Source organism: Nocardia sp. NPDC004278, assembly GCF_053602975.1.
The window spans coordinates 108,946-132,518 of record NZ_JBSGEQ010000007.1 but is presented as its reverse complement, the minus strand read 5'-3'; the positions used below and the strand labels follow the sequence as shown (position 1 = coordinate 132,518).

Annotated in this window: 20 protein-coding genes; 10 read left to right on the top strand and 10 right to left on the bottom strand. The window is 67.1% G+C overall.

Going from position 1 to position 23,573, the window contains the following annotated elements:
* Nucleotides 1–2: 2 nt before the first annotated feature.
* Nucleotides 3–956, bottom strand: a complete 954-nt coding sequence (locus tag ACWEO2_RS13345) for a TauD/TfdA dioxygenase family protein (RefSeq protein WP_452405534.1) — start codon at nt 954–956, stop codon at nt 3–5.
* Between the two features lie 72 nt (nt 957–1,028).
* Between ACWEO2_RS13345 and ACWEO2_RS13340 the strand changes: the two genes are divergently transcribed.
* Nucleotides 1,029–1,628 (top strand): TetR/AcrR family transcriptional regulator, encoded by a 600-nt coding sequence (locus ACWEO2_RS13340; protein WP_452405533.1) that lies wholly within the window; start codon nt 1,029–1,031, stop codon nt 1,626–1,628.
* A gap of 50 nt (nt 1,629–1,678) precedes the next feature.
* Nucleotides 1,679–1,924 (top strand): alpha/beta fold hydrolase, encoded by a 246-nt coding sequence (locus tag ACWEO2_RS13335; RefSeq protein ID WP_452405532.1) that lies wholly within the window; start codon nt 1,679–1,681, stop codon nt 1,922–1,924.
* A 48-nt stretch (nt 1,925–1,972) separates the two neighbouring features.
* On the opposite strand, the gene ACWEO2_RS13330 is transcribed toward ACWEO2_RS13335, so the two are convergent.
* Nucleotides 1,973–2,548, bottom strand: a complete 576-nt coding sequence (locus ACWEO2_RS13330) for a TetR/AcrR family transcriptional regulator (RefSeq protein WP_452405531.1) — start codon at nt 2,546–2,548, stop codon at nt 1,973–1,975.
* Nucleotides 2,549–2,699: 151 nt separating this feature from the next.
* Here ACWEO2_RS13330 and ACWEO2_RS13325 point away from each other — a divergent pair, with 151 nt between their 5' ends.
* The 3 genes from ACWEO2_RS13325 (at nt 2,700) to ACWEO2_RS13315 (ending at nt 5,603) form a co-directional block, all read left to right on the top strand.
* The gene (locus tag ACWEO2_RS13325; protein WP_452405530.1) at nt 2,700–3,461 is read left to right on the top strand and encodes an SDR family NAD(P)-dependent oxidoreductase; all 762 of its coding nucleotides are present in this window, start codon (nt 2,700–2,702) and stop codon (nt 3,459–3,461) included.
* Nucleotides 3,462–3,754: 293 nt separating this feature from the next.
* Nucleotides 3,755–4,828, top strand: coding sequence for an NAD(P)-dependent alcohol dehydrogenase (locus ACWEO2_RS13320; protein ID WP_452405694.1), 1,074 nt, complete (start codon nt 3,755–3,757; stop codon nt 4,826–4,828).
* 82 nt (nt 4,829–4,910) lie between these two features.
* The gene (locus ACWEO2_RS13315; protein WP_452405529.1) at nt 4,911–5,603 is read left to right on the top strand and encodes a type 1 glutamine amidotransferase domain-containing protein; all 693 of its coding nucleotides are present in this window, start codon (nt 4,911–4,913) and stop codon (nt 5,601–5,603) included.
* 215 nt (nt 5,604–5,818) lie between these two features.
* On the opposite strand, the gene ACWEO2_RS13310 is transcribed toward ACWEO2_RS13315, so the two are convergent.
* The 6 genes from ACWEO2_RS13310 to ACWEO2_RS13285 form a co-directional block, all read right to left on the bottom strand.
* A complete protein-coding gene (locus ACWEO2_RS13310) occupies nt 5,819–7,126 on the bottom strand; it encodes an FAD-binding oxidoreductase (RefSeq protein ID WP_452405528.1) in 1,308 nt (435 codons plus the stop codon).
* A 26-nt stretch (nt 7,127–7,152) separates the two neighbouring features.
* Nucleotides 7,153–8,616 (bottom strand): amidase family protein, encoded by a 1,464-nt coding sequence (locus ACWEO2_RS13305; RefSeq protein WP_452405527.1) that lies wholly within the window; start codon nt 8,614–8,616, stop codon nt 7,153–7,155.
* Nucleotides 8,613–9,074, bottom strand: coding sequence for a DUF2871 domain-containing protein (locus ACWEO2_RS13300; protein WP_452405526.1), 462 nt, complete (start codon nt 9,072–9,074; stop codon nt 8,613–8,615). The genes ACWEO2_RS13305 and ACWEO2_RS13300 overlap by 4 nt, the downstream gene beginning before the upstream one ends.
* 7 nt (nt 9,075–9,081) lie before the next feature.
* Nucleotides 9,082–9,519, bottom strand: a complete 438-nt coding sequence (locus ACWEO2_RS13295; RefSeq protein WP_452405525.1) for a DUF4267 domain-containing protein — start codon at nt 9,517–9,519, stop codon at nt 9,082–9,084.
* Nucleotides 9,520–9,592: 73 nt separating this feature from the next.
* Nucleotides 9,593–12,856, bottom strand: coding sequence for an AfsR/SARP family transcriptional regulator (locus ACWEO2_RS13290; protein ID WP_452405524.1), 3,264 nt, complete (start codon nt 12,854–12,856; stop codon nt 9,593–9,595).
* 393 nt (nt 12,857–13,249) lie between these two features.
* Entirely contained in the window at nt 13,250–13,648 is a 399-nt protein-coding gene (locus ACWEO2_RS13285; RefSeq protein ID WP_452405523.1) for a VOC family protein, read from the bottom strand.
* Between the two features lie 104 nt (nt 13,649–13,752).
* Here ACWEO2_RS13285 and ACWEO2_RS13280 point away from each other — a divergent pair, with 104 nt between their 5' ends.
* Together ACWEO2_RS13280 and ACWEO2_RS13275 are read left to right on the top strand one after the other, a co-directional pair.
* Nucleotides 13,753–14,736 (top strand): helix-turn-helix transcriptional regulator, encoded by a 984-nt coding sequence (locus ACWEO2_RS13280; protein WP_452405522.1) that lies wholly within the window; start codon nt 13,753–13,755, stop codon nt 14,734–14,736.
* 566 nt (nt 14,737–15,302) lie between these two features.
* Complete coding sequence (locus tag ACWEO2_RS13275; RefSeq protein ID WP_452405693.1) at nt 15,303–16,142, top strand: alpha/beta fold hydrolase; 840 nt, start codon at nt 15,303–15,305, stop codon at nt 16,140–16,142.
* 210 nt (nt 16,143–16,352) lie between these two features.
* Here ACWEO2_RS13275 and ACWEO2_RS13270 read toward each other — a convergent pair whose 3' ends face one another.
* The gene (locus tag ACWEO2_RS13270) at nt 16,353–19,616 is read right to left on the bottom strand and encodes a protein kinase domain-containing protein (RefSeq protein WP_452405521.1); all 3,264 of its coding nucleotides are present in this window, start codon (nt 19,614–19,616) and stop codon (nt 16,353–16,355) included.
* Between the two features lie 1,049 nt (nt 19,617–20,665).
* Between ACWEO2_RS13270 and ACWEO2_RS13265 the strand changes: the two genes are divergently transcribed.
* The gene (locus ACWEO2_RS13265) at nt 20,666–20,974 is read left to right on the top strand and encodes a hypothetical protein (protein ID WP_452405520.1); all 309 of its coding nucleotides are present in this window, start codon (nt 20,666–20,668) and stop codon (nt 20,972–20,974) included.
* 550 nt (nt 20,975–21,524) lie between these two features.
* Nucleotides 21,525–21,686, top strand: a complete 162-nt coding sequence (locus tag ACWEO2_RS13260) for a hypothetical protein (protein WP_452405519.1) — start codon at nt 21,525–21,527, stop codon at nt 21,684–21,686.
* 259 nt (nt 21,687–21,945) lie between these two features.
* Here the strand turns inward: ACWEO2_RS13260 and ACWEO2_RS13255 are convergent, their stop codons facing one another.
* The gene (locus ACWEO2_RS13255; RefSeq protein ID WP_452405518.1) at nt 21,946–22,614 is read right to left on the bottom strand and encodes a TetR/AcrR family transcriptional regulator; all 669 of its coding nucleotides are present in this window, start codon (nt 22,612–22,614) and stop codon (nt 21,946–21,948) included.
* Between the two features lie 69 nt (nt 22,615–22,683).
* Between ACWEO2_RS13255 and ACWEO2_RS13250 the strand changes: the two genes are divergently transcribed.
* Entirely contained in the window at nt 22,684–23,559 is an 876-nt protein-coding gene (locus tag ACWEO2_RS13250) for an NmrA family NAD(P)-binding protein (RefSeq protein ID WP_452405517.1), read from the top strand.
* Nucleotides 23,560–23,573 lie beyond the last annotated feature (14 nt).

The following is a 23,573-nucleotide window of genomic DNA, read 5'->3' as shown; positions in this document are numbered from 1 at the left end:
GGTCAGCGGGCGGGACGGGGGCCGACGATGGAGGCGCGTTCCATGATGCGCACCTGGGGCCAGTAGTCGCTGGCGGCGTAGTGCTGGACGGCGCGGTTGTCCCAGAACGCGACGGTGTCGGGCTCCCACTGCAGCCGAACCTGATGCTCGGGAGCATCGGCCTTTCGGCACAACCGGTCGATCAGCTCACGGCCCTCGTCGAGGTCCAGGCCGTGGATGCGGTCGGCGAAGACCCGGTTGACGTAGAGGTGCTTGCGGCCGGTGACGGCGTGCGTGCACACCAGCGGGTGGGCCACCGCCGGATGCTCGGCGCGCATCTTCTCCCGCTGCTCATCGTTGAGCATGTGCCCGAACGCGCGAGTGAAATCGTGGACGGCGTCGAGGTTTTCGATTCGCGCCCGGGTTTCCCCGTCGATGGCGTCGTAGGCGGCGTACATGTCGGCGAACAGCGTGTCCCCGCCGATCGGGGGCACCGAAATCGCATGCAGGACCGCGCCCATCGATGGCTGCTCGCGCCAGGTGACGTCGTGGTGCCAGGCGTTCTCGAAACCGCCGACCTGGGCGCTCTTTTCGAATCGCACAAGTTCTGGCTGGTCGGTGTTGGAGGGGATGAACGGGTGAACCTCGAGTGTGCCGAACCGTCGGGCGAAGGCCACGTGCCGTTGCGGGGCGAGCGCCTGGTCGCGGAAGAACAGCACCTTGTACTCGCACAGCGCCTGCCGCAGTTCGACGATCACCGCATTCGGCAATTCGGTGGTCAGATCCACCCCGGAGATCTCCGCGCCGAGGGTCGCGCCGACCTGCCGGGCGTCGAAATGCTGCCAGTTCAGCTGGGCGAGCCGGTCACGCTCGGCGGCGATATGCGTGAAGGGGCCGGACCAGACCGGGTATCCGGGGAGCTGAACGGTGCGGGGCGTGAAGCCAGCGGCCGGGTCCTTATCGGCGATTACGGACATGGCGACCTTCTTTCTCGGAGAAAGCGAGGCTGTAGTCAATCGACTACAGCTGGTATGAGCTACTGTAGTCACATGACTACAGAGGGTGCAAGGACGTCTTCCGACGCCAACAACCCACTCGGTCGCGACGCCGTCGTGTCCGCGGTGCTCACCCACGCCGCGGACCTGTTCGCCGAACGCGGCCCGGCCGCGACGTCGATCCGGGACATCGCCGAGCGGGCGGGGGTGAACCATGGACTGGTCTTCCGACACTTCGGCGCCAAGGACAAGCTGGTGACGGCCGTACTCGACCACCTCTCCGCCGAGACGGCCGAGTTCGCCGACAGCGGCGCGCTGTCGCCGGACGATCCACGACTGCGCCGACACTGGGTCGTCCTGGCACGCTGCATTCTGGACGGCTATCCGGTCGGACAGATGCAGCGGCGATTTCCGGTCATCACGGCCCTGATCGACCATGCCCGCTCACATCGAGCCGATGACCTCGACGCCGCCCTCTCCGTCGCACACGCCGCAGCATTCGTACTCGGCTGGCAACTGTTCGAGCCCTTCCTGCGCAACGCCGCCGGGCTCGACAGCGTCCCGAATGCTCAACTGCGGGAGGCAATCAACGCCGAAGCCGTCCGAATCCTGTGCGGCAGCCCGCACCCGTCCCCCACCGACGGAAACCAATAGCCCGGATCGCGCCCACCGTCCGAACAGGTCGACGACGAACCGACGGCCAGATGCTGGATCTCAGCCACGCGGTGAGCGAGACCGACCACCGCGCAGACCTGCCTCGCATCGACGTGCCCGCCCTGGTGATCCACGGCGCGGCAGACGAATTCAACCCACTGCAGCTGTGCGGCGAGCTGACCGCGAGCCTGATCCCCGACAGTCGCCTGAAGGTCTACGAGAACGCGCCCCACGGCCTGTACCTGACCCACATGCGGCAACTCACCGCCGACCTGCTCGAGTTCATCAAGAACTGAACCGGAACAGGTCCGCGACGTCACCGTGTGTCGAGGTCGCAGCCCCGGTCAGTGACGAGATGCGCGCAGTCCGTCGAAGGTCAGATCCAGCAGCCGCTCGGCCTGCTGGCGCTGCTCGACCTTTCCGGACGCGAGCGCGATTCCCGTGAGTGCCGCGAACATGTCGGTCGCGCCGATATCGGAGCGAATCGCGCCCGCCCGCGAACCGGCCTCGAGCAAGGAGGTCAGCGCGTCGAGCATCATGTCCTTGCTGCGGACATACGGATCGACACCGGACTCAACGAGGGCCCGCAGCGCGTCAGCCATCCCGAGTTTGGCGGTGGCGTAATCGATGAAGCGTCCCATCCAGGCGCGCAGCGCTAGCTCCGGTGGCATCGACTCGAGCAGTTGCGGCGCCGCGTCACACAGCTTGGCCAGTTCGTTCCGGTATGCGGCCTCGATCAGCACTTCGCGTGTCGGGAAGTTTCGGTACAGCGTGCCGGAGCCCACCCCGGCCTCTTTTGCAATCCGATCGAGATGGGCGTCGAGGCCGTCCTCGGCGAACACACGCACGGCCGCAGACAGGATCTTGTCGCGGTTTCGCTGGGCATCCGCCCGCAGTGGGCGGCCATCGGCTCTGGGCATTATCGGCTTCCTTCGCTCGACCTCTTGCTAAGTGGGGACGGCTCCGCTTATCGTGTAAGTGGCGGCGTCTCCACTTACACGATACGGCACCGCCCGCACCGGCCGCGCCCATCGGTGCGGAACTGCTGAAACTGATATCTGAGGAGACACAATGACTCTCGCACTCGAAGGGAAAGTCGCCGTTATCACCGGCGGCGCCTCCGGCGTCGGGCTGGGCATCGCCCAGGAATTCATCGCCCAGGGCGCTACGGTGGTCATTACCGACCTCGAGCAGAAGGCGATCGACGACGCCGCGACCAAGATCGGCGGCAACTGCACCGGCATCGTCGCGAACGTAGCCCGGTTGGCCGACATGGAAGCCGTCTATCGGGAGATCGAGTCGCTGCACGGGCGGCTCGATGTCGTCGTGGCGAATGCCGGTATCGGCGCTCATGCCCCACTGGGCGAGATCACCGAGGAACAGTTCGACCGGACGTTCAACGTCAACGCCAAGGGTGTTCTGTTCACGGTTCAGCCCGCGCTGCGCCTGCTTCCCGACGGCGGCGCCGTCGTCATCATCGGTTCGACCGCAACCATCGAGCCGCCCCAGGGCATGAGCATGTACGGCGGCGCCAAAGCCGCGATCCGATGCTTCGTGCGGGCGTGGATTCAGGATGTGAAGGGTTCCGGCGTTCGCATGAACATCCTCAGCCCCGGCGCCGTCGACACCGAATCATTGCGCAGCGCAATGGCAATGGTGCGCACGCCGGACGAAGTCGATGCGGCGGTCCGGCAGATGGGGGCAGGAAATCCCACCGGCCGGATCGCCGATCCGCGTGAGATCGGGCAGGCCGCGGTGTTCCTGTCCAGCGACGCATCGAGCTTCGTCACCGGCGTAGAACTCTTCGTCGACGGCGGCATGGCCCAAGTGTGATGCGCTCACCCGCAGGTATCCGCCCGAATCGGTAACCGTTCGAAAGATTCTGGTGGCCGCTGGATCCGGTGCACACTCGCCCCCGAGATCAGGAAGCCGGAGGATGCAAACCGGCCTGCCGCCCTCCCCCGCAGCAAAGCGGCGCACTCATTATCGGGAGCCATACCTTCCAGGTCAGCTCCAGAAATGCGAAGATGATGGTCGGAAGCAGCGGCCGACTTCAGAACCCGATCCCGGCACGCTGCATGGTCTGAGTCGCTTTCTTGCCTGTCAGCGAAAGCGAGGCACACGTGATGCAGATGCGGGCAGCCCGCATGTACGGGTACCAGGAACCGCTTCGGATCGAAGAGGTTCCGGTGCCCGAGCCCGGGCCGGACGAAATTCTCCTGAAGGTCGCCGCGGCGGGCATGTGCCGAAGCGACTACCAACTCCTCGACGGCTACTTCAAGGGCCCGTTCCCCGTGGAGTTCCCCTACATCCCCGGCCATGAGATCACCGGCCGAGTGGCGGGACTCGGCACCGCCGTGCCTACACAGGTGGGCTACTCGGAAGGTGACATGGTCGTGGTGAATCCCAGCTGGGGAGATGGCACATGTCGGCAGTGTCGCGAAGGCAACGAACAGCTGTGCAGCGGCAACGGCCGGTGGGTGGGTTTCGGCCCGCCAGGCGGCTTCGCCGAGTACATGGCCGTGGAGTACCGCCATGCAATCCCGGTCTCCGCGGACGCCGCGAAAGCACCTGAACTCCTCGCCCCGATGACCGACGCGGGCATGACCCCGTACCGAGGGATGAGGAAGCTCCGGGACGCGGGCAAGCTCGGCCCCGGCCGGACCGTCGCAGTGACGGGCATCGGAGGGCTCGGGAGCTACGCGGTCCAATACGCGAAGCTGCTCGGTGCCGGCGCGACCGTGCTGGCACTCGCGCGCACGGATAGCAAACTCAACATAGCCAAGGACAACGGCGCGGACCACGGGATCAACGTCAGGGACAAATCCACCGAGGCAATCCAGGACGAACTGGAGAGGCTGACCGGCCGGAGAACAATCGACGCCATCCTGGACTGCGTCGGCAGCGAGGCGTCTATCTCAATGGGGTTCGACCTGCTGGGTCCCGAGGGCGCACTGGCAGCTGTCGGCCTCATGAGCCACCGCGTCGAGCACCGCCAGTTCCCCTTCGTCGGCACGGAACTGTCCTACCTGGGTTCCTTCTGGGGCAACCACTTGGACCTCGTCGAGGTGCTCTCGCTCGCCGAAGCCGGCCTCATCAAACACAACGTCACCAAGGTCGAGCTCGAAGACATCAACGAGAACCTGCAAGCCCTCGGTCGCGGTGACATCGTCGGACGCCAGGTCATCGTCTTCGAGTGAAGCCCGCGGCGGGCAAACCCGCTTAGAGTGGCATTTACGCAGTTCAGGCATACCGGTCCCACCATGACAGAGAGGCGATTCCATGGCCAAGATCCTCTTCGTAATGACCGGCGCAAGTTTCTGGACGCTCGAGGACGGCACCCGGCATCCGACTGGCTATTGGGCCGAAGAATTCACGGCCCCGTATACCGCGCTCACCGGAGCCGACCATGAGGTTGTGGTGGCCACGCCCGGCGGCGTAGTGCCGTACGTCGACGCGATGAGTCTGCGTCCCTCGATGGCCGGCGGTGAACAGATTGCCCTGGCGGAGGAGGAAATCCTGCGGTCTGCCGAGGAGTTGCGGCGGCCGATCGAGCTGGCGAACGCTCGGCTGGAGGACTACGCGGCCGTCTACTACCCCGGTGGCCACGGTCCGATGGAGGACCTGTGCAACGATGCCGATTCGGGCCGGCTGCTGACCGCGGCCCTTTCCTCCGGCCGGCCCCTGGCCGTCGTCTGCCACGGGCCGGCCGCACTGCTGGCCACTCGCTGGAGAGGCATTTCCCCCTTCGCCGGTTACCAGGTCACCGGCTTCACCAATGACGAAGAGGAGGCCGTCGGATTGGCCGCCAAAGCCCGGTGGTTGCTGGAGGACGAACTGGTCACCCTTGGCGTCCGCTTCACCCGCGGCGAGATCTGGAAGCCTTACACGGTCGTGGATCGCAACCTGTACACCGGCCAGAACCCCGCGTCCGCCGAGCCGCTGGCCCAGGAATTGCTGAAGGTACTGAACTAGTTTTGCGCCGATCTCGGCTAACTCCGCACCGACACCAGCGTCTCGACATGGTGCGCGAGCCACCGTGGTTAGCTGTCTCCGGCTCTGAAGCGGTCGGGGACTACCCCCGCTCCCGAGTCACCAACTGCAGCAACAAGATTCGGCTTCGCCGGGGTTGCGATAGCTGATCGCAGCGCTGTGCGGAGGTGCCTGACCTCGGGCTCGAAACCGAAGGTTCACTGGGAAATCGGGAAGTTGGCGCGGAATACGCCGTGTGGGTCGCAGGCCTGCTTGAGCTTTCGCAGCCGGTCCAAGGTGCCGGTGTCGAAAACCTCTGCGACACTGTCGCCGACGGACAGGACGGTATACGGTTTGCGGCCGCTGACCCGCGCGCCCAGATCGGCGATGATGCGCTTCTGAGCGGCGTGTACCGCGGCAACCCTGTCGAGGTCCGAGCCGGTCGCCTGCAGAAACAGCGCGTAGGGCTCCGCGAACGGCGGAACCGCGCCTCGGGTGGGCTCGGCGAGCGCACCTCCCAGCTGCCGGATCTGGATGCCCATCAGCGGATCGATCGGTGCGTGCAGCAGAATCTCGGCGGCGGTTTCGTCCAGCGCGGTCAGCAGCTCGGTTCGAAGCAATCCGGGGCCTGGGGCGGTGGGCTCGTTGACGATGGCGCCCAACTCGGCCGGGGACAATTCCCGGCGCGTGTCCGCGAGGATGCCGTCGATCGTGTCCAGCCGTCGCAGCAGGTCCCGTCCGCGCGCCGGTTCGCCCAGGTAGGCGGCGGCGATCGCGATTACCGGCGGAGCCTGCGGCAGCTCCAGCCGATTGAGCCAGACCGTGAGCTCGGCCGGTGCGTGATCGGTGATGTCCTGGAAGGCATCGCGGACCGCCTCGGTCTGCTCGGCCGGCCAGGCGATCAGGCCACCGAACAAGGCCGGAGCCTCGAACAGATCGAACTCCACTGCCGTCACCAGTGCGAAATCCCCGCCGCCGCCACGCAATGCCCAGAACAGCTCCGGGTCGGACTCCGCCGTGACCCGGGTTCGACGACCATCGGCATCGACGATGTCGAAGGCCCGGATGCTGTCGGCCGCCCAACCATATTTACGGCCGAACCACGACAATCCGCCACCGAGGGTATAGCCGACAACGCTGACCACCGGGGAGCTTCCGGCCAGCCCGGTCAAGCCGTGCGGGGCGGCCGCCGCCTGCACCTGGCCCCAATTGGTGCCCGCGCCGACGCGGGCACGTCGCCGCGCCGGATCCACCTCGATCCGATCGAGCCGGCGCGTGCGCACCAGGATGGTGCCGGCGGTATCACCGGAAGCGCCGTGGCCGTTGGGCTGAGCGGTCACCGACAGGCCCGCGTCCCGCGCGTAGCCGACCACGGCGGCCATATCATCCGCGTCTTCGACGTGCACTACGGCCGCGACCGGCTGGTCGATATTCAGATTCCACGGCGTCCGTGCCTTATCGAACTCTTCGTCACCCGGCAGCAGTACCCGTCCGCGCACGGCGGATCGCAATGTGTTGTGTGACATTTGGATTCCCTTCGCCACAGAAATATTCACCGCGTCGTGCCCGAGCCACTGGACGGAGCCTGACCCCGGGCAGGGTCCGGGGTGGCCGGGTCGGTCACCGGGGAGATGGGTGTGGGCATCGGAAAGGCCACTTCGATATGGGCAGCGGCAGTCAGCGCGCGGCGCTCGGCGAATGGGGCGGTGATCAACTGGACCCCGATGGGAAGACCCTCGGCCGAGACCCCCGCAGGGACCGTGACCGCGGGCAGGGCCAGGTAGTTGGCGGCGATCGTGAGGCGATGCGCCGCATACATGGTCGCGACTTGTGCGGTGCCGCCGAGGTCGTAGCCGACCGGCCAGGGCAGTTCGTCCGAGACCGGGCCGAGCACGATCGGATGCTCCGCGAGGAAGCGGGACCAGGCCGCGCGGCGGGTGAGGCGCTCACCCAGCGCGGTCATGTAGCCCGCCAGATCCAGCGGCGGGAACAGGTCGATCGCCGCGTCGATGAAGGTGTTCAGCCCGGCGCTGCCGACTAGCCGCATGGCTTCGCGGCGCTGGACCACCACCTCGGTGGACACCAATCGGCCGTAGTCCGCCGCCACCTCGCCCAATTGCGGCGGATCCAGTTCGGCTACCGGATATCCCGCGCGTTCGAGGGCGTCGGCGCAGCCGAGCAGCGCGGCCCGCACCTGCGGATCGATATCGTCACCGAGCGTGACGGCGACCGCGGGCAGGGCGGTATCGGTCGCGTCACGCACCGGAATCCATCCGGGATCGCGTAGGTCAGCGCTGTCGCTGAGGACCTCGAAGGCGGTCGTCAGATCGCGCACGGTGCGCGCCAACGGCCCTGGTGCCGCGAACAATTGGTTCGTCGGTGCGGGTGCGGCCCCGGACAGGCTCGAGGCCACCGCCACCCGGCCGGGCGTGGTGCGCAGGGAGGCGACTCCGCAGAACGCGGCGGGTACGCGCAGTGAACCGCCGAAGTCGGTGCCCAGGCCGAGGGGTGTCATGCCCGCCGCTACCGCGGCGGCGTCACCGCCGCTGGAACCGCCCGGGCTGCGAGTCGGGTTCCACGGATTCACCGTCGGGCCCGCCTCGTCGTTGTCGGTGTGCCAGCGAGTGGCGAAGTCCGGCATGTTCGTTCGCCCGATGACGATCGCCCCGGCCCGCCGCAGTGCGGACACCGCGGGTGCATCCGCTGCCGCGACGGCCTGTCCGAGGGCGGCCACGCCCCAGGTGGTCGGGCTGCCCGCGACATCGAGGTTGTTCTTGATGGTGACCGGAACCCCGTGCAGCGGCCCGGTCGGCACCCTGCGGTCGGCTGCGGCCGCCTCCGCGCGCGCGGTCTCGGCGAATACCGTGGTGAGCGCGCCGATTTCGGAATCGACCTGCTCGATGCGCTCGAGATGCGCCTCGACGACCTGAGCCGCGGTGACCGTGCCCTCGGCGATCAGCGCCGCGAGCGAGACCGCGTCCCGCGTCCACAGCGCGCTGTCCTGGCCGGTGTTCATGATGCCTCCTGTTCGGCGAATACCGCTGCGGTGCGCGGTGTTCGGCTGTCGTCGATGGATTTGCCGAGGGTGATGAAGAAGAGGATCAGCCCGACGGTCAGCAGGATGTGGCCCACACCCGCGCCGAGCGCGATTGCCTCACCACTGCTCTTGCCCAGCACGGTGCGGGTGCCGTGCAGCGTCATGGCCGCAATGGTGATGGCCAGGCCGATGTTGTACAGCCAGAAGAACCAGCCGTACAGGCTTTTCCGGGCGCTGAGCGTGAACTGCTTCTCCAAGGCCAGCACGATGAGGAAGAACAGCATGCCCAGCGCCAGCACGTGGGTGTGTACGACGCCGAGCTGCGACTGCCCGGTGAAATGTTCGACCTTGGTGATCTCGCGGTAGTAGAACCCGGCGATCAGGCCGATGATCATGTATATGTGAGCGGTATTGACCAGCGTCTTCATCGGGTTCATCGGGCGCTCACCGGTTTTCACGGCGCAGCAGCAGCGCGCCGCTGGCGGCCACCAGGGCGGCGGTGAAGCCGTGTACCGTCAGGGCGGTGGCGGTGGAACCGCGGCGCCCCAGGATGGTGAGCATGTCGCCGGTCGGGATGAGGGCGAGGGTGAGGGTGGTGACGCCGAGGGCGCGGCGCTGCCCGGCCGCGAGCAGGGCGAGCGGAATCAGGCCGGTGACCACATCGCGGACGCCTTTGACGTTCAGGAAGCCGTCGGCCTCGACGTGCGGCCACTCGGTGAAGCCGAACCCCGCGGCCATTCGCTGCGGGGCGAGCAGATAGCCGCCGCCGACGGCCATGATGAACCCGGCGCCCAGGACGGCGCCGGCCGTGCCGAGCCGTTCGCCGAGTCGGCGGGAACCACGCACGGAAACAACTGATTCCGTGTTCGAGAGGACGGACATGAGCACTCCTGGATCGGTGGGATACGCGTCCCGAGCATCCAGTGCGGTCCGTACCGTTCGCTGACGGTCGTTGTCAGCGAACTGTGCGCAGCAGTTCGAGCACCGCCTCGTCCGAAAGCCGGGCGCCCGCCAGGAATTCCGCGCTCAGGCGCACGGGCCCGAGCGCCGCTTCCGCCTTATCGAGCGCCCGCCGCCGGAACGGGCCGATGCGGATCACCCCGGCCCTCCGGTTGATCCGGTCGGTGGCGCCGAGAATGCGGGCCGCGCGTTCTGGGGTGCCCTTCGCCAGAGCGACCAGGGCATAACCGATTCCGACCTCGGCCAGCAGCGCCGCCGAGGTCTGGGCGGCCAGCTCGCGGGGCACGGCCAGCTCCCGCAGCGCGTCGTCCGGCTCCCCCGCCATGACCAGGGTCGCCGCGTGCGCGGTGCTCACGAAGACCAGGTTCACGAAGCGAACTGTGTCGTGGCGTCCAGCAGGTGGCGGACCGGCGGGGAGCGGCTGCTCGGACATCCGTCGGAACAGTTCCATCGAGCGGTCGTTGTCACCGCGCAGGTGGGCCAGGTGCGCCTGCGTCGCGGCCAGGAAGCGCCCGGGTGCGGGGATGATGTGCGGGGTGATCAGGGTCTCGGCCCGGTCGATATAGGTTGCCGCGCCGTCGGTATCGCCGCCGACCAGGTACATCTCCGCCGCGAAGAGCAGCACGCCCATGCGCTCACCGGCGCCCAGGTCGGCGCTGAGCAGTTCCAGCGCGCTCGCGATCAGCGGGCGGGCGCTGTCCAGGCCGAGCATTCGAGTTCGGTAGCTGGCCAGGGAGATCAGTGCGCGGCTATGTGACCGGGCGTCACCGTGCGCGCTCAGGCAGCTCAGCGCCGCCTCCAGGGTGGGCAGGGCGCGGGCCGGATGGTCGCCGCCCAGTTCATCGAAACCTCGTGCTATCAGCGCATTTCCGCGTAGCCACGGATCGTCGGAGGTGGTGCACGCGGTCAACAGGCTGTCGTCGTCGCCGAGCAGGTCACGCAGCGCCAGTATGAGCACGAACATCGGGTGCGGGGGCCGATCCTCGGTGAGGGCCGCGCGGGTCAGCCGCTCGAATTGGCCCGTGTTGTCCAGGATTTGGCCCCACCAGATGTTGGTGAAGTACGCCGGCAGTTCCTCGGCGTACCGGCAGGCCAGATAGGCCCCGATGCACCCCGGCGGCGGTGTGTCGCCGAGCAGGGCAAGGACCTCGCGGCGGCGTTCGGAGATGTCGCCATGCAACCCGCGCAGCAGCCAATACCAGACGAGATTCGCATACAGGCGAACCGCACGCTCACCATCGCCGACGTCCAGCGCCCACCGCAGCGCGGTTTCGCAATTGCCGTGTTCGGCGATCAGCCGCGCGAGCCAATCAGGGTGTGCGGCAGTGCGTAATCCGTGGGCGGCGGCGTCAGCGAATTCCAGGAAGCAGTCGGCATGAATGCGGGTGACCTCGGCCGCATCGCCGGCGGCGGTCAATTCCGCTGTCGCATAGGCACGGATGGTCTCGGCCATTCGATAGCGCTGTCCATCGAAGTCCACCAACGACTTCGTCACCAGTGAGGCGACCGTGTCAATGGCGTCCGGACCACACACCCGGGTGATGGCGTCCAAGGTCGCGCCGCCCGCGAAAATCGAAAAACGCCGGGCTGCTGCGGCTTCCGCATCGGTGAGCAGTCCCCAGCTCCACGCGACGGCCGCGTGCAAGGTGCGATGGCGCGGGACCGCGTGGCGAGTACTGTTGGTGAGCAGCCGGAAGCGATCGGTGAGCCGCGCGCTGAGGTCCGGCAGCGGCAGGCTCCGCAGGCGAGCGGCGGCAAGTTCGATAGCCAGCGGCATGCCGTCCAGGCCGCGCACGATGGCGCGGATGTCCGCGGAATTACTCTCGGACAGCGCAAAATCCGGGACTGCCGCGGTGGCACGGTCGATGAACAGCCGGACCGCGGGCGATGCAGTGACCGCCACGATACCCGCGTCGGCTTCGGGCAGGTCCAAGGTCCGGACCGGATACAGTCGCTCGCCGTCCACGCCGATCGGCTCCCGGCTCGTGGTGAGCACCCGCAGCAGGGGCAGCCGCTGCAACAGATCGTCGATCAGGCGCGCGGTCGCCTCCACGACGTGCTCGCAGTTGTCGAGTACCAACAGCACTCGGCGGCCGGACAGCGTCCGCTCCAGTACATCGGCCCATTCCGTGGACAGTTCGTCGGGTCGCTCGAACTGAGCGAGCGCATTCGCTATCGCCACTCCGACCGCGTTCATGGCCGGCCGGTCGGCCCGTTCCCGCTCGAGTGCGGCGAGTTCGACGAAAGCGTAACCGTCCGCCCAGTCCTTGGCGTGCGCCCCGACCGTCTCGGCGGCCAGCCGGGTCTTCCCCACGCCCCCGGTACCCGACAGTGTCACCAGTCGGGCCTCGCGCAGCGCCCGTCGCACTCCTTCCACGTCGTGTCCGCGTCCGACGAAGCTGGTGAACCGCCTGGGCAGCAGCGGCGCGGACACCTTTGGTGTCCCGCTGGTCCGGGATGCTGCCGTAACTCCCGGTCGAACCGATCCGGGCGTCGTCTCGATGGCAGGTTCGTTGACTGCGAGATTATGGGGTGCGCTCGTGTGAATTTCGGCCAGGGCCGAGCGCAGCACCTCGGCGGGTGTCGTGCCGAGCTCGTCCAGTAACAGGGTCTCGGTTCGTTGAAACTCTTGTATCGCCTCGGATGTTCGTCCCGCTGCCGTCAGCGCCCGCACCAGCCGTGCGGCCAGCGTCTCCCGGAACGGATGTGCCGCTGCTTCCGTGCGGAGCTCACGCAGTACCTCGCCGCCTCGGCCCAGGGCTCGAAAGGCGTCCGCTCGCAGTTCGATTGCCTCGAGTCGCTGTTCGGTCAATCGCAGTGCCGCGGCGCGCAATACCTCCGATTCCCCTGCATCGATCAACGGCTCCCCGCGCCACAACGCGAGCGCGGCATCGAAGCACGCGATGGCTCGTTCGGCCGCACCGGCCGCCAGCAATGCCCGCCCCGCCTCGACCTCCCGCGTGAACCGATGCACATCGACGTCCTCGGGCACGAGTTCGAGCACATACCCGCCCCCGTCATTCCGCACCGCCCCCGGTGCCGCCGCGCGCAACCGACTCGCCAAGGTCTGCAACGCATTCCCGGTCCCCGCCGGCGGGTCCTCCCCCCACACCCCGTCCACCAGCCGCGCCGCCGGCACCACTCGCCCGGCTTCGAGCGCCAGCAACCCCAGCAATGCCCGCACCCGCGGCCCCCCGACTGACGCCGTCGTCCCGTCCGCGGCCTCCACCACCACCGGACCCAATAGCCTTACCAGCATGAATCGTCCATCTCGCGATTGATCCTGCGGGGCGCCCGGCCTTCTCGTCAACCTGGGCGAACCCGGGACCTGACCGCATTGCGGCTATCGAACCGGCGATGCCTTCTCGACGTCAGGCGGATCCACGTAGGCGACCACCCGTGCGGGAAGAAGTTGCGGGTAATACTCAGGAATGTCGTCCGAAGTCCGGCCCTCCGAAGGGCGCGGCCGATGGCCCGCCGACTCCAGCGGCAACGACCAAGTGGCCATACCGCGCGGCGCAGCGCAGGCCGCAGCCGATGACACGGAGCGTCTGGTCGATCGAATGCATGACAAGTGGAAGCGATACGTCCGCGACGGTGGCCAGAAGGCCGTTGAACGATGGGACTGCTGGCGTGCCTGGATGAGCGGCTGTCAGCCGGCGAATTTCGCGATGGCCTGCGCGGTGACCGGGGTGAAGAGGTTGATCAGGTTGCCGTCGGGATCGCGAAACAGCAACGAGCGGTTCCCCCACGGCATCGTCGTGGGCTCGTTGACGAAATCCTCGACCGCATCCCGCAACCGCTGGTAATCGGCATCGACGTCGGGGACCAGGAATTCGATGATCGCGGTGTGGTTGTCGGCTGGGCGCGCGCTGCCCGCCGCGAACAGCGCCACGGTGCGGGTGCTTCCGATCGCGAGGGTGCCGGCCGGTGTGACGATTTCGGCGAAATCTGGTGTCGCCCAGGTTGCTTCGACACCGGTCACGTGCTGATAGAAGCTGACCAACCGGTGGATGTCATCGGTGATCAGACGGATCGAGACGAGCTTCATCGCTTACTCCTGCTGTCGGATGCGGCGGAGGTTCCGCCACCACACGCCACGGTAGAGTCGATACCGGACAGTTTCCGCCCGGTATAGATGCGAGAATTTCGGAGATGACGCACCCCACCGCCCGAGTACTGGCCCTGCTCGAGCTGTTGCAGGCCGGCGGCACCCATACCGTCGGCGAACTCGCCGGACGGCTCGGCGTCGATGAACGCACCGTCAGGCGATACGTCACCCACCTCACCGACCTGGGTATCCCCGTCCGATCGGTGCGGGGCCGCTACGGCGGCTACCAGCTCGCCCCCGGATACCGCATGCCACCGCTGATGCTGACCGACGACGAAGCGGTGGCCGTATTGCTCGGACTCCTCACCAGCCGGTCGACAACTGGCACCTTCGCGGCCGACAGCGCGACGGCCAAACTCCGCCGCGTCCTGCCCGCACGTCTGACGGCCCGGCTGGACGCACTGATCAACACCGCCGAATTCACCGCCGACGCCCGCCCGGACGTCGCTGTCGAGAGCTCCGTCCTCCTCCTGCTCGCCGAAGCCACCCGTGAACACCGACCGGTCGCAATTGATTACACCGACCGCAACGGGCGGCCCAGCGAGCGCACCGTGCACCCGTACGGGCTCGTCGAGCACTCCGGCCGGTGGTACCTGACGGGACAGGACAGCAGCAGTGACGAACTACGCCAGTTCCGGCTCGACCGCATCACCGCGGTGACCACACGGCCCGGAACATTCACTCCGCCCGCCGGATTCGAGCCGGCCGCACATCTGCTATCCGGACTTGCCACTGCACCCTATCGGCACGATGTGTCGGTCCGAGTTCAGGGAACGCTCACCGAGATCCGCCCGCTGCTGCCCGCCGCGATCGCGACCGTGCAGGAGATCGACTCACCACCCGCTGACACCGACCCATGGGTCCGGGTCCGAATCCGGGCCGAACAACTCGACTGGATTCCCCCACTCCTCGCCGGCCTGAACCGCCCGTTCGTCATCGAACACCCCGACACCCTCAACGACGCCGTGCGCGCCCTGGCTCGCCGACTGACCGCGGCCGCCGACGTCAGATACCGAACCCACAGGTAAAGCCCGGCAACGCGGACCGTCACCCAGATTGCTGTCGGATGGCCACTACGTCTCGGACCCGAGCGCCCAGCTCCCTCGCACTGCCGCCGAACTACGACAGGATCGACGAACGCCCGCATATGCCGCTGGGCGTGCGCAGGATGCGGCAAGATCGCCCGCGGTAGTGAGCGTCTGCTCATACCGAATGCCGCCTACGCAGTTTGGTATCAGATCCGGAAGCCTTGCGTCCGTTGAATGTCGGACTCGGCAGCCTGACCCAGGATTTCCTGCGGACTCGCCTGTGCCCGGCCGACCTGTATGCCGCGCTTCTGACCAGCGCTGGGGCAAACGTCCTGTCCGGCCGCATACCGCGCTGACTGAACCGGCCTGCGCGGGGTGACGGAAGATCAACTGGCCGGGCCGATTCGAGGACCGGGTAACGTCAGCAACTGCCGAGTTCGGGGCGATTGCGGGAGTGTGGACACGATCGCGCCTACACCGATGACTTTCGGGCGAGTCCGTCGTCGATATCTCTGGGTATACCGACAGACAGGAGTCCAGGCATGACGAGACCGTTTCGATTGGGCATGACCTCGGTGCGGGCGAACGGTGTGGATCTCGGCATCGAGAGCTTCGGCCGCGAGGACGATCCGCTGGTCCTGCTGGTCGGCGGCACAACGATGTTGTCCTGGCCCGACGCGCTGTGCGAGCGGCTCGCTTCGGGCGGGCGCCGCGTGGTCCGCTTCGACCTGCGCGACTCCGGCGCGTCGACGACCCTCGACCCGGAGAATCCGGCCTACGACCTGCGGGATCTCGTCGCCGACGCGGCCGCGCTGGTCGGGGTGCTCGGAGCTGGGACCGCCCATCTCGGTGGAGTCGGCGTCGGTGGGATGGTCGCTCAGGTCGCTGCGTTGGACCACCCGGACGTGTTCTCCGCACTGACCCTCGTCGGCACTCGGCCGGTGGCGCCGGGCCCGGTCGACGAGGACCTGCCGGACCACGACCTCCAGGTCATGGGCGCGCTGTTCTCCCGCCCGCTGCCGGACTGGACCGACCGGGACGCTGTCGCGGCATTCGCCGCCTCGGGGGCCGAGCCTTTGGGCAACGATCCGGAGGACGCGTGGGCGACGGCGGCCCGGATCTGGGATCGGACGCGGTCGAGCGATCCCGCGGTGCACCAGGCGAACCAGCTCGGGATGGTGTTTTCCCGGATCGATTGCGCCCCGCGCTGGCGGGGCCGGCTCGGTGAGCTCGACGTGCCCACACTCGTGGTGCACGGTCGCGCCGACCCGTTCTTCCCGGTCGGCAACGGCGAGGCCCTCGCCGCCGAAATCCCGGGGGCACGACTGCTCGTCCTCGACGACATGGGTACCGCTCTGCGCCACGCCGCGGCCGACCAGGTCGCTGCCGCCATGCTCGCCCTGTAACCGCCCGGCTCGGAGGCATCCTGAGCGGCGCAACGCACAACAATGCCGATCCGCCTCTACCGTCTCGGTTGGTCCACCGGCAGACCGCATGAACTCACACACCGGCTACCGAGAAAGGCTCGTGCGACCAGGGAATGGAGGTTCCTCGCCGTGCAAATGCTCGTAGCCGAATGCAGCGCGTCTTGTTGGTCTGTTCCAGCAGGTTCGCGATCAGCTCTCGTGCCGGGTCGCGCCCCCGATCCACGCCGCGATCTGGGCGCGAGAGGTGAACCCGAGCTTGGCCAGGATGTGCTCGACGTGGGCATCTGCGGTGCGCTGGGAGATCACCAGCCGGGATGCTATCTGCTTGTTGGTGAGCCCTTCGGCGACCAGGTCCGCCACCTGGCGTTCACGTTTGGTCAATGTCGTCCCCCCGGCGGGTGGTGTGCCGGCCGGTTGTTCTTCGTTCAGCGCGTAGGCGACCGCGGCGTTGATTCTCATTGCCCGGCCGCGTCGCCACGCCGCATCGAAGCGCATTTCACCGAGCGCGCGACGCACGACACGCTCGCAGTCGAGGTGGGCCTCGACCATCTGCGGGAAGTAAATCGCCGCGCCGGGGGCGGTCCGCATCATATGTGCCGCAGCGCCCATCAGCACGGCGGCTCGCTGGTCGTCGGTGCCGGCCGCGATCCACGCCAGCACCTCGAGATCAAGTGCCGCGACGAGAAGGCTGCGCATGCGCTGGTTGAGCCGCAGCGATTCCCGCAGCAAATCCTGTGCGCGGGAGCTCTCACCCTGCTGCCACGCCGCGATCCCGGTCATCCCCAGAGCGGTCGACCGGAACAACGACTCGCCGCACGCCTCGGTGATGGACAGGATCCGCTGATGGCATTCGGCTGCCCTCCCGGTGTCGCCCTGCTGCGCGTGCGCCACACCGAGCAACAGCAACGCAGCAACGTGCAGGCATCCTCGCGGCTCGGAGCTCAGCACCTCGATGGCTCGATTGATACACGCCACCGCGCGCGCGGGCTCATCGAGATAGAGAGCTAGATCGCCCTCCGCATAGGCGATCAGCGCCTGATTCATGGGCGTGGGATCGCGCTCGGCAAGCACACGCCCCTGCGCGAGCAGGGTGGCTGCCGTCTGGAGGTCCCATTGCCGCGTGGCCATGAAGACGCCGGCGTGCAGCGCCCGGACCTGGTCGTTTGTCGAATGTGCGCAGGGATGGGCCAGGGCGCGGTCGAGCCAGCGGCGGCCTTCACCGAACAAGCCACGGAAACTCCAGAACGCGAGGGAGGCGGCGCTGATGCGCAGCCCCGCTTCGGCTGACTGCTCGGTCGGGTCGGACATGCAGAATTCGAGCACTGCACGGATGTTCCCCTGCTCGCGGTCGAGCCGGGCCATCCAGTCGAGTTGCCGGTCGCTGATCCAGTCGGCCTCGGCATCGAGCACCAGCCGTCGGTACCAGTCCCGGTGCCGACGCCGCAGATCCTCGTCCGCACCGGCCTCCCGCAGCTTGTCCTGCCCGTAGTCCCGTACGGTGTCGAGCATCCGGAAGCGGACCGCACCCGCGGGTTCTTCCCTGATCACAACCGATTTGTCCACCAGCCAGGACAGCACATCGAGCAGCTCTGCCGCCTCGGTATCGGCACCGCACACCGCCTCGACGGCGTCGAGTTCGAAACCACCGGCGAACACCGACAACCGGGCCCACAGCAACTGCTCAGCCGGGGTGCACAGCTGATAACTCCAGTCGATGCACCACCGCAAGGTCTGCTGCCGTGTCGGCGCGGTGCGGTAGCCACGGGTGAGCAGCGCAAACCGATCGGTGAGCCGCAGCAGAATCTGGTCCGGCGACATGGCGCGCATCCGAGCCGCGGCGAGTTCGATCGCCAGTGGCAACCCGTCCAGCCGGGAACAGATCCCGCCCACCGCGGCCTTATTCTCCTCGGTCAGCGCGAAGCCGGGCACGACTGCCGCAGCGCGATCGGCGAACAGCATCACCGCATCGTATTTGCACAGCTCTCGCAGCATCGGCTCGCGGCCGGCGGCAGGAACGCTCAGCGGCTGCAACCGCCGCACCGCTTCTCCACTGATATCCAGCGGCTCGCGGCTGGTGACCAGAATCCGCAATCCCGGACACACCGACAACAACGTCTCGGCCAGGCTTGCCATCGACTCGGCAACCTGCTCGCAATTGTCTACGACGAGCAGGGTTTCACGGGATCGCAGAAACTCGACCAGCGTGTCATCGACCGGCCGGGCCGAATCGACCCGCACACCCAGCGCGGCAGCGACGATGGGAGCCACCAGCGACGGATCACGCACGTCGGCCAGATCGATCGTCCACACCCCATCGGCGAAATCGCGTCGAGCAGCCGAGGCCGCCCGCAGCGCCAGTCGGGTCTTGCCCACGCCGCCCATCCCGGCCAGCGTCACCAGCCTCGACACGGTCAGCAGGTGCTTGAGCTCGGTCAGCTCGGCGCGCCTGTTGACGAAGCTGGTCAACTCGGGCAGCACGCTGCCGCTGCGTCCTATGGTTCGCGACGAGGTCGGCTGACGGTTCTTCGGCCCGTGGTCGCGGGCGGCGGCGGGGTCGCTGCGCAGGGCCATCTCGCCAGCCGGGTAGCTGCAGAATTGCTGCACTTGCCGGATAGCCTCGCCGAGCTCCGCTGCGGAGGGCCGCTGCTCGGGATCGCGGTGCATCGCCGATTCCACGACAGTGCACAGCTCGGCTGGGAAGCCGCTATCGCGCAGGTCCGGCACCGGCCCCCGGCTGATCCGCACAAACAGGGCCACCAGTTGCTCACCGTTGCGCCGCTCGTAGGCAGCATGTCCGGTCAGCGCGCAGAACAAGGTGGCACCGAGCCCGTAGACATCGGCGGCGGGAGTCGGAGTGCGGCCCTCGAGCACCTCCGGCGCGGTGAATGCCGGCGATGCCGTCACAATGTCGGCACCCGTTTCGAACCCGCCGGGGATGCGCGCGATCCCGAAGTCGGTCAGGACAAGTCCACCGTAATCGGTGAACAGAATATTGCCCGGCTTCACATCGCGATGCACGATGCCCAGCCGATGCGCGCTCTCGAGCGCCCCGGCGATCCCGGCCCCGATCCGCAACACGTCATCCACCGGAAGCGGACCGCGCCGCCGGATCCGCGCAGCCAGCGAGTCCAAGGGGTAATACGGCATCACCAGATAGGGCCGCCCGTCGCTGGTAACACCGGTCTCCAGCACGGTGACGATATTGGGATGCCCGGTCAGCCGGCCCATCGCCCGCTGTTCCCGCACGAACCGCGCCCGGTTCTCCTCGTCCAATTCCCCGGTCAGGACCTTCACTGCAACCGTGCGATTCAACCCCACCTGCCGACAGCGATAAACCGCACCGAAACCGCCGCGACCGATCTCTTCGGTGTCCTCGAAGCCGACCGCACGCAACTCCTCCGCTACCGTCATGCTCACGTCACGGCGGATACGGTTCGCGGCGTCGTCGATCATCAGCCGCGCGCAATCCTCTCGGTATGGCTGTGAGCATCGGACATGATCGACTCACCTTTCGACGGTGCCAAGCCTATCGCCCATGACGAGCGGACATCCAGCTATTCGACGGATGCGGCACGGCTATCCACGGGTTCCTTCGTGCCGACCGCGAACACCTGGAAGCAATCCCATGGTGTAGATATCCGAAGCCCTCACCACCGCCCTGGTACATCGCGACCACGACCGGAGACGGCGCGGTGGCCACCGACGTCAGCATGGCTGTGTTCCGTACACCGGCCTCGAACGTCCGCAATTGCCGCATGACGCGGGTGAACTCGATCAGGCGCAGCGCGAGCACTGGGATTGCGAACACGACGTGATCACCGCGCGTGCCCTTACACCGACACTCCGGTAATCGATTTCGGGGCGCGCCGCCACGCTGGCGGCAGCTCTGCATGAGGTGTGCCGCGCCGCCGCTCACGGGCCGTCGAATTGTGGCTCGACAAGAACGAGCCCTGGCGCGAGCCTAGGGAAGCCCTACCGGTCCGGTGCTCGAGTAAACACCGCAGGCCCAGCACCGACCGATCGCTTCACCACGACTGAGCCTGCGGCGTTTCGACCAGTGTCCGAACTTCACGCTCCGGGACCCCGGCCTGACCACAGCACACTGCCACTGCGAGGTGATATGTCAAGTGTCGGTGAAGATCCTCGGTCACGCGATGGCGATCTGCCCAACCCATCTAGGTAGGTAGTCGCGTACTTTGCCGATGTGCGTCGCCTACCTATGCGACGACGGTGGAAGGTGTCGGCGGGCAGGTGTCGGTTGGGAGCGTTCCACCGCGCGATTCCGCCCGTCAGCGACGACGGCGACCCGGCGACCCCCGCGGTGCACAACGACGTGGAACCGAGGCGGGCAACAATGCCCAGCGGGGTCGCGGTCAGCAACTGGATACGGGTGTTGCCAGTGCCGAGCTCGGCTTTGCCAGCGAGGCTACGGCGAACATATCCATCCGGCTGGCGCAGGCGATTGTCTGCGGTGGCCGGTCGATGCGGAACTGGCTTCTACGATGACTGCACTACTCCCTCTGGCCTACGGGTACTTGCGCGATGACTTGATCGGTGAACGCGACCGCGATTCGGGTGAAGACATGTTACGGGCTGCTGCCCGCTCGCTCGGCTACGAGCTGGGTACCGTGTTCCATGAACCGCCACAAGAGACCGGAATGCTGCCACCAGCGTTCGTCGATCTGATCCAGGAATGCCGCCGCGCCGCGGCGCACGCGGTGATCACACTACGGGGGCACATGTCGAACATGTCGGTGCCGCGGATGGTCCTGCAAGTGCGCGCCGAGGTCGTCGTCCACGAAGTCGGGTAATGAGTTGAGTCTCGGGCCCAGCGACAGGATGGTGTCGCAATGCCGAGCCGTGCGTGGCGAATGTCACGAAACTCGTTGTGCGAGTGTGTAACTCGCAGTGAGCCGATACGCTGAGCGGGCATCGTCTACCGTCGCGAGCCCGTGGCCGGTGAACCGACATCGAGCAGCGAAAACGCCCGCGTCGAATGAGTGCCTGTCGGCGGCGTTGCGGACCTGCCGATGGACCTCGGCCAGCGCGAACACTTGGACTGGGCATGACCCACCCGGAACCGCACATCGACGTGTCATGCCGTGAACCGAGACCGAGAACGGGACAGGAGTGCGACCAGCGGCTGCCCAACCAACGCGCCACTCGCGCCGAGCGATACCCGACCGATCGACGCTTCCACGGAATCGACCCGGCGGTATGTCATGTCGGCCGGCCTGGGTCTGAACCAGTCCACGTACTCCGTTCGCCGACGTGCCCGCGGTCTCCAACACATTTCTCAACTTCCGGCACCGAACGTAAGCAAACAGATCGGCTCCATATCCGAGCAAGGAGTGAATACCGATGGCCACCCGCAACCGCACGTCGGACCAGCAGGGAATCCCACCCCACCAACAGCTGGCCGATCTGTTGTCGGCGATCGACGCCGAGGAGGATCAGCTCCGTCGACTCGTCAGCGATATCGCATCCATTACGCTGCAATCCCCAGGAGCCACAGACCACTGACGGTGAGCTGGTCAGCGAGTTGACGATCTCCGAGTAGGTCGAATTCGATTCGATCAGCTTCCTGCCGTGGCTCAGGAGTTGGATGGGGAGGGCGGCGTGTGGCGCGCCGAACAGTTCGCTGCGCGAACCGCGGGGCTCGGGCGGCAGGCAGGGGCTGAGAGGGCCTCGTGACCGGGGCCTCAACCGGTGTGGTGACAAACTCGGCAGGCGGCTGTTGTGCGACCGCGTCACCTCACTGCGTGTGGCAGACGAGTTCGCTTCATCGTCGTTCAAGGCTCGGAACGGGAGTTCCCGGAGGGAGCTGGTTCGCCGCAGCCAACGGCTGCAGCACGATGCGGCATAGGCGCCGGATCCGGTCGAGGTCGACATCTGCCATCAGGCGCTCCTCCTCCGGTATCTCGTCGACGACGGGGTCGATTCCGAACAGCAGGCGCGGAAGCATCGGGTGGACGACGAGGCCGATCAGCTCGGTCGCCGCCACCTCGGCCTCGCCGGTCGCGAGCCCCGAGGCGGTTTCCAGGTGCGCCGCGAGATCGCGGGCCGTGGTCCCGAAGAGGACGTCGTAGAGGCCGGCCGCCAGATCCGGCAGCCGGTCGGCCTCAGCGATGCCGAGACGGAGCATCCTGGCGACCGAGGACCACCGCAACAGCTGGACGAAGCGCCCGCAGTACCGCACGACCGCTTCCGCCGGTTCGTCGGCGTATTGCGTGGGCGTGCGCATCCGCTCACCGAACAGGGCGCGGACGCGCTCGACGACCGCGAGGAACAGCGCGTCCTTGGTCGGGAAGTGCGCATACAGAGAACGCTTCGACGTTTCCGCGCGCGCCGCGATCGCGTCCATGGAGGTTCTCTCGAAGCCGTCCTCCAGGAACGCGAGTTTCGCCGTGTCGAGGATGTGCTCTCGCAGCGCTTCACCGCGTCGGGCCATAGCGTGCCACCTTAAGTATACGGTACGGTTGAGTTTACTTCGGTTTTACGAGGACAGGAGCAATCATCCATGATCGTTGTCACCGCCCCCACCGGGCAGATAGGCAGCAAGCTGGTCGCCACGCTGTTGCGGCGAAGTGAACCGGTGCGCCTCGTTGTTCGGGCCCCGGACAAGCTGCCCGCCGAAGTGCGGCAGCGAGCCGAGATCGTCGTCGGGTCGCACTGCGATGGCGATGTCCTCGACCGTGCCCTCGACGGCGCCGACGCGTTGTTCTGGCTCATGCCGGCAGCTGCGAACGCGAGCAGTCCCTACGAGGCGTACGTGACCGCCTCGATCCCCGGCGCCGACGCCGTCGTGCGCCACCGTGTGCCGCGCGTCGTGATCGTTTCCGCGCTCGGGCGAGGATCGCAGATCTATGCGGGCCACATCTCCGCGTCGCACGCGATGGAGGACCTCTTCCGCAGCACCGGCGCGCACGTGCGCTCGCTCGCTCTGCCCGCCTTCATGGACAACGTCCTCCGGCAGGTGGCCACGATCCGGAACGGGGTCGTCTCCGGCACTCTCCCAGCCGATTTCACGATGCCCTGGATCGCGACGAAGGACATCGCCGCACTCGCTGCCGAACTTCTGCTCGATCACACCTGGACCGGGCAGGAGTCGGTCGAGGTCCTCGGCGGAGAAGACCTCTCCTACCTCGACATCGCGCAAATCCTGACCGAGGTTCTCGGTGTGCCCGTCCGGTACGAGCTCGGGGACCGAGTTGCCATTCGCCGCTTCCTCGTCGATCGCGGCGTCTCCGAGGCGATGGCCCAGTCCATGGTGGACATGGACCTCGCCGGCGAGCGCGGCATCAACAACGTCACGGCGCGTAGCGCTGGGAACACCACACCCACCACCTTCCGCGAGTTCGCCGAAGAGACCATCAAACCGGCGTTGGCCGGTTGACCGTCTTCGCACCC